Genomic DNA, 4,092 nt, shown 5'->3' with positions numbered 1-4,092 from the left:
GGCTTTCGGCGTAATGCGGTAACCTGCGCGCCGCGGGACCTTCACCAGACAGCAGTAAATATCCAAGGATAGGCAATGCGCCGACGATCTTCCCTGCCGGTCACATTTCTGGTTCCTACCCTCGCCATCCTCCTGGTGCTGTCGATGGTGCCGACGCTCTACGCCATCGTGATCGCCTTGCAGAACCGCGAGTTGAGCACGACCGGTTACTCCTGGGTGTGGTTCTCGAACTTCGCCGATCTCTTCCTCGACCGCCGCTTCCTCAACGCCGTCTGGGTTTCGGTGAAATGGGAAATCGTCACCGTGGTAGCGACGATGGTGGTGGCGATCGGGCTGAGCGTCTTGATGTTCGAGGTCGCCGGCCCACGCCTGCGCAATTTCTATTGCCTCCTGTTCATCATCCCGGTGCTTCTGCCGCGCGTCTCGGCCGCCTTCGTCTGGAAGTTCGCCTATCACCCGCTCTACGGCATCGCCACCTATCCCTACCGGCTGATCACCGGCGGGCTGATCTTCGATCCGCTGTCCAAGCCGGGCACCGCATTGTTCGCGGTCGCTTCGGTGGATGTTTGGCAGTGGGGGCTGTTCTTCGCCGTCATCGTGCTGAAGCTGCTTGAAACCTTGCCGCCGCAGCCGATCGAGGCGGCCAGGCTCGACCACGCCAAGCGCTGGCAGATCCATGCCTATGTCACCTTGCCGATGCTGAAGGCGCCGCTGATCAGCCTGATGTTCGTCAAGATGATCGAGTCGCTGCGCTCCTTCGACCTGATCTATGTGATGACGCGCGGCGGGCCCGGCGTCGCGACTGAGACGCTCGACATGTATGCCTTCTCGCAAGGCTTCATCGAGTCCGGCAAGGTCTCCTACGCTTCGGCCATGGCGGTGCTGATGATGATCGCGACGGTCATCACCTTCACCATGCTGTGGAAGCGGGTGCAGGCATGAAGCCATATCCGATAAGACCGGGCCGCCTGATCGCAAAGGCCATCCTGGCGCTGGCCGGGTTCCTGGCCGTGTTCCCGCTTCTGTGGACGGCGCTCAATGCGCTGAAGAACAATGTCGACATCATCACCCGCGTGCCGAAGGTGATATTCACGCCGACGCTCGCCAACATCGGCTACATCCTCGGCCGCGACAGCGTGCTGACCGGGCTCTACAACTCGGTCGTTGCCTGCGGTTCGGCGGTGCTGATCGGCGTCGTGCTCGGCCTGCCGGCGGCCTATGCGGTGGCGCGCTATCCCAACCGCTTCGCCGGCGACATCCAGTTCTTCGTCCTGTCGCTGCGTTTCCTGCCGCCGGTGGCGGTGGCGATCCCGCTAATGGTGATCTGGCTGCAGGTCGGGCTCTACGACACTTTGCCGGCGCTGATCGTCACCTATTCGCTGCTGACCATATCGGTGGTCATGTGGCTCGCCATTCCCGCCTTCCAGGGCGTGCCGAAAGAGATCGAGGAAGCGGCCTTCGTCGACGGCTACGGCGCTTATGCCGTGTTCTGGCGGATCGCGCTTCCCGTCGCGGCGCGCTCGCTGATCGGCGCCATCGCCTTCAGCTTCGTGCTGGTCTGGAACGAGTTCCTGATCGCGCTGATGCTGTCGAGCTCCAACGCCAAGACGCTGCCGATCGTCGCTTCCGAGCTCTCCCAGCAAGGCATGAACGTGCCCTGGGGCATCCTCAATGCCTCGGTCGTGCTTCTGTCGCTGCCGCCGCTTTTGTTCCTCGGCGTTTTGAGCGGCTTCCTGAATTCCGTTTTCCGGCAAAAGAAAAGTTGATGCGAGGATACCCGATGCGGGCACTGGTGCTTGAGAAAAAAGGCGAACTGTCGCTGCGCGAGATCGCGCTGCCGCAAGACGTCGGGCCGGACGATGTCAGGATCGCCATCCACACGGTCGGCGTCTGCGGCAGCGACGTGCATTATTACACGCATGGCGCCATCGGCAGCTATATCGTGCGCGAGCCCATGGTGCTCGGCCATGAGGCCTCGGGAACGATCGTCGAGGTCGGCGCCAATGTCACGAATCTCAAGGTCGGCGACCGCGTCTGCATGGAGCCAGGCGTGCCGAACCTTGCGTCGCGCGCGACGAAGCTCGGCATCTACAATGTCGACCCGGACGTCCGCTTCTGGGCAACGCCGCCGGTGCATGGCGTGCTCGCGCCCTACGCCGTCCATCCGGCGGCTTTCACCTACAAGCTGCCGGACAATGTCTCCTTCGCCGAGGGCGCGATGGTCGAGCCCTTCGCCATCGGCATGCAGGCGGCGGCGCGCGCGCGCATCGTGCCCGGCGATGTCGCCGTCGTCGTCGGCTGCGGCCCGATCGGCATCATGATCGCGCTCGCCGCGCTGGCGGGCGGCTGCTCCAAAGTCCTGATCTCGGACTTTTCCGCGCCGAAGCTTGCGATCGCTGCCCAGTATCCTGGCATCGTGCCGGTCGATATCGGCAAGCAATCGCTGGTCGACGCCGTCGCGGCGGCCACCGACAATTGGGGCGCCGACATCGTGTTCGAGGCGAGCGGCAGCCCGAAGGCCTTCGCCAACCTGTTCGACGTGGTGCGGCCGGGCGGCGCGGTGGTGCTGGTCGGCCTGCCGGTGGAGGCGGTCGAGCTCAACGTGCCGGCGGCGATTTCCAAGGAAGTGCGCATCGAGACCGTGTTCCGCTATGCCAACATCTTCGACCGCGCCCTGCAGTTGATCGCCTCCGGCAAGGTCGACCTCAAGCCGCTGATCACCGGCACCTATGATTTCTCCGAGAGCATCAAGGCGTTCGAGCGCGCCGCCCAAGGCAAGCCGCAGGACGTCAAGCTGCAGATCCTGCTGACCGGCGAGAAGGGCTAAGGCATGTCCGCCATCGTTTGCTCCCATGTCGACAAGGCCTACGGCGCCACGACCGTCATCCGCGATCTCAACCTCGCGATCGAGGAACATGAATTCGTCGTGTTCCTGGGGCCATCCGGCTGCGGCAAGTCCACGCTTCTCAGGATGCTGGCCGGGCTGGAGGATATCAGCGGCGGCGAGGTGTCGATCGGCGGCAAGGTGGTGAACGATCTCGAGCCGGGCGACCGCGGCATCGCCATGGTGTTCCAGAATTATGCGCTCTATCCGCACATGACGATCTTCGACAACATCGCCTTCGGATTGAAGCGGCAGAAGGTGCCGGCGAACGAGATCAGGAAGCGGGTCGAGGCGGTCTCGAAGACGCTCGGGCTGGAGCCCTATCTCGGCCGCAAGCCTACAGAGCTTTCCGGCGGTCAGCAGCAGCGCGTGGCGATCGCGCGCGCCATGATCAAGACGCCGAAAGTGTTCCTGTTCGACGAGCCGCTCTCCAACCTCGACGCCAAGCTGCGCAATCATATGCGCGTCGAGATCGCCAGGCTGCACCAATCGCTGAAGACCACCACCGTCTATGTCACGCATGACCAGCTCGAGGCGATGACGCTGGCCGACCGCATCGTGTTGTTGAAGGACGGCGTGATCGAGCAGATCGGCTCGCCGGCCGAAATCTATCGCCGCCCGGGCAATCTGTTCGTGGCCGGATTCATCGGAACGCCGAACATGAATTTCATCGAGGTGACGGTCGGCAAGAGCAAGGATGGCTGGACGCTGACCGGTGCGGGGACGGTGCTGTCGCTGCAAGGCGGCGACTTCCATCTGCAGCACGGCGATCGCGTTATGCTCGGCATTCGGCCTCCGGATCTGAAGACGGCGCACGCCGGCACGGCAAACCTTTTACAAGGCACCGCCGATCTCATCGAGTTCCACGGCAATGACGCGCTGGTGACCTTCGGCTCGGGCGGCAAGGAGATCAGCGCGCTGGTGCCGGCCCGCGAATGCCCGGAGCTGCGCGCGCCCGTGCGCTACAGCTTCGACGAGGAAAGCATTCACCTGTTCGACGCCGAGACCGGCAAGTCGTTGCGCAAGCAGTAGAGCAACTCCGCCCGGAATTGCCTGGGGGATGCACACATTTCCAAGTGGCTGGTCTTTGCCGTAGTGTGCATGGCAGCTTGGCACATGCATTGTCTAGCGCAGCGCTGGTCGACCCCCACTCCGTCTCGGCTTCGCCGAGCCACCTCTCCCCCGATCGACGGGGGAGAGGAAAGGCG

Annotated in this window: 4 protein-coding genes; all 4 read left to right on the top strand. The window is 63.5% G+C overall.

Annotated features, from left to right (window positions below; translation table 11 throughout):
- Positions 1 to 75 precede the first annotated feature (75 nt).
- Genes LB515_RS28015 through LB515_RS28000 form a run of 4 tightly spaced genes read left to right on the top strand, consistent with a single transcriptional unit; the run spans position 76 to position 3,916 of the window.
- The gene (locus LB515_RS28015) at positions 76 to 942 is read left to right on the top strand and encodes a carbohydrate ABC transporter permease (RefSeq protein WP_224709683.1); all 867 of its coding nucleotides are present in this window, start codon (positions 76 to 78) and stop codon (positions 940 to 942) included.
- The gene (locus LB515_RS28010; protein ID WP_224709681.1) at positions 939 to 1,766 is read left to right on the top strand and encodes a carbohydrate ABC transporter permease; all 828 of its coding nucleotides are present in this window, start codon (positions 939 to 941) and stop codon (positions 1,764 to 1,766) included. Before LB515_RS28015 ends, LB515_RS28010 begins: the two co-directional genes overlap by 4 nt.
- 14 nt (positions 1,767 to 1,780) lie before the next feature.
- Positions 1,781 to 2,827, top strand: a complete 1,047-nt coding sequence (locus LB515_RS28005; protein WP_224709679.1) for an NAD(P)-dependent alcohol dehydrogenase — start codon at positions 1,781 to 1,783, stop codon at positions 2,825 to 2,827.
- 3 nt (positions 2,828 to 2,830) lie between these two features.
- Positions 2,831 to 3,916: an ABC transporter ATP-binding protein gene (locus LB515_RS28000; RefSeq protein WP_224709678.1), complete on the top strand. Its 1,086-nt coding sequence runs from the start codon at positions 2,831 to 2,833 to the stop codon at positions 3,914 to 3,916.
- The last annotated feature ends 176 nt before the right edge of the window (positions 3,917 to 4,092 follow it).

It is taken from the genome of Mesorhizobium sp. CA15, from assembly GCF_020165215.1.
Lineage (GTDB): Bacteria > Pseudomonadota > Alphaproteobacteria > Rhizobiales > Rhizobiaceae > Mesorhizobium.
This window is presented reverse-complemented; position numbering and strand designations above follow the sequence as displayed.